General features: G+C 62.8%; 3 protein-coding genes. All 3 read left to right on the top strand.

The genetic code is table 11. The features are described from left to right. On the top strand, positions 1-221 hold a 221-nt coding region (locus DBR34_RS02150), incomplete at its 5' end, for an L-lactate permease (protein WP_146186758.1). A 266-nt stretch (positions 222-487) separates the two neighbouring features. Continuing rightward, positions 488-1,576 carry a ubiquinol oxidase subunit II gene (gene cyoA, locus DBR34_RS02145; RefSeq protein WP_128095531.1) on the top strand — a complete coding sequence of 363 codons (1,089 nt, stop codon included), beginning with the start codon at positions 488-490 and terminating at the stop codon, positions 1,574-1,576. A gap of 8 nt (positions 1,577-1,584) precedes the next feature. Further along, a partial coding sequence (locus tag DBR34_RS02140) for a cbb3-type cytochrome c oxidase subunit I (protein WP_181393876.1) occupies positions 1,585-2,059 on the top strand: 475 nt, incomplete at its 3' end.

The raw sequence follows: 2,059 nt of genomic DNA, 5'->3' as shown, positions 1-2,059 counted from the left end.
CCGCCCAGATCGGGGTCAGCCCGGCGCTGCTGGTGGCCGCCAACACCGCCGGCGGGGTGATGGCCAAGCTGGTCTCGCCGCAGTCGATCGCCATTGCGGCGGCGGCGGTGAAGCTGGTGGGCCAGGAATCGGCGATCATGCGTACCACCCTGGCGGTGAGCCTGGCCCTGCTGGGTTATGTCTGCCTGTGCACGCTGTTGCTGTCGTGGCTGGTCGGGTGAGGGGCAGGGCATTCATGTCTATACATGAACGTGTTGGCGTGCCGAATCGGGCGTATTGCCCGCACTGCGACAACGTGTCGCAGCTAAAACGGGGCTTTCCTGCGCTGGATCATTGTCAATGCCTTTCTTAAATGATGCATGACGGCCTAAAATTAGAGGGCTGACATGATCGTCCCCTGTGCCTGTCCCCCTGGACCGGCACAACCGGCCTTTGGCCGGGACGGGGCGCGCTTGAGCTGGCATTCCCTACGCAATTGGATCGACCGATGATTCCGTTGAAACCCCTTGGACGCTTTTTGCGTCCGGGCCTGCTGTTCGCGTTGTCCGTGTTCCTGACGGGCTGCAACTCGGCCATCCTCAACCCCAAGGGCCAGATCGGCCACGATGAGAAGACGCTGCTGATCACGGCTACCGTGCTGATGCTGCTGGTCGTCGTGCCGGTCATCATCATGACCCTGACCTTCGCCTGGAAGTACCGCGCGACCAACACCAAGGCCCGTTATGAGCCGAAGTGGTCGCACTCCACCGCGATCGAAGTGGTGGTGTGGTCGATCCCGTGCATGATCGTGCTGGTGCTGGCCGTGCTGACCTGGCGTTCCTCGCACGCGCTGGACCCGTACCGTCCGCTGGAGTCGGACAAGAAGCCGGTGGTGATCGAGGCCATCTCGCTCGACTGGAAGTGGCTGTTCATCTATCCGGAAGAGAAGATCGCCACGGTCAACGAGATCACGTTCCCGGTCGATACCCCGCTGAACTTCAAGATCACGTCCGATTCGGTGATGAATGCCTTCTTCATCCCGCACCTGGGCAGCATGATCTACTCGATGACGGCCATGGAGACCAAACTCCACCTGATCGCCAACGAGACCGGTGAATTCCCGGGCATGTCCTCGCACTACAGTGGCGCGGGCTTCAGCAAGATGCATTTCAGCGCCCATTCGGTGACGGATGCGCAGTACCAGGAGTGGCTGGCCAAGGTCCGCGCCGACGCGGCGACCCTGGACAAGACCGCGTTCAATGCCCTGGTGGCCGAAAAGAACCACGACTGGCACCCGGTGACCTACTTCGGTACCGCCGAAGCCGGCCTGTTCGACTGGGTCATCGCCAAGCACATGGGCGACAACCAGCACTACGGCATGAAGCACGACCACAACGCGATGGGCCATGACGGCGCCGCGGGCGAAAGCCACGCCGGCCACGACATGCCTGCCGCTGCAGGTCCTGCCCCGGCGGACGTGCACGCCGACGACACGCACGCGGCCCACGCCGCGGGTGCTGCCGCCGAGCACGCCGAACACACTGCAGACGAGCATGCCGCCGCCGGTCACACCGGCCACGCAGGCTCGGGAGAATAAGCATGAATCTGTTGGGTAAACTGACATTTGCCGACATCCCGCACGATCCGATCATCATCACCACGTTGATCGGTGCCGGGATCGGTGGCCTGCTGGTGCTGGCCCTGATCACCAAGTTCAAGCTGTGGGGCTATCTCTGGAAAGAGTGGTTCACCTCGGTGGATCACAAGAAGATCGGCGTGATGTATCTGGTCATCGCCTTCGTCATGCTGCTGCGCGGCTTCGCCGACGCGATCATGATGCGTGTGCAGCAGGCGATGGCGGCCGGCGGCAACGAGGGCATCCTGCCCCCGCACCACTACGACCAGATCTTCACCGCCCATGGCGTGATCATGATCTTCTTCGTGGCGATGCCGCTGATCACCGGCCTGATGAACGTCGTGGTGCCGCTGCAGATCGGCGCGCGCGACGTGGCCTTCCCGTTCGTCAACTCGCTCAGCTTCTGGCTGTTCGTGGCGGGCGCGGGCCTGGTGATGATCTCGC

It is taken from the genome of Stenotrophomonas sp. HMWF003, from assembly GCF_003061285.1.
Taxonomy (GTDB): domain Bacteria; phylum Pseudomonadota; class Gammaproteobacteria; order Xanthomonadales; family Xanthomonadaceae; genus Stenotrophomonas; species Stenotrophomonas maltophilia_AP.
Note: the sequence above shows the minus strand (reverse complement) of the source record. Positions and strands in the feature narration are given on the sequence as shown.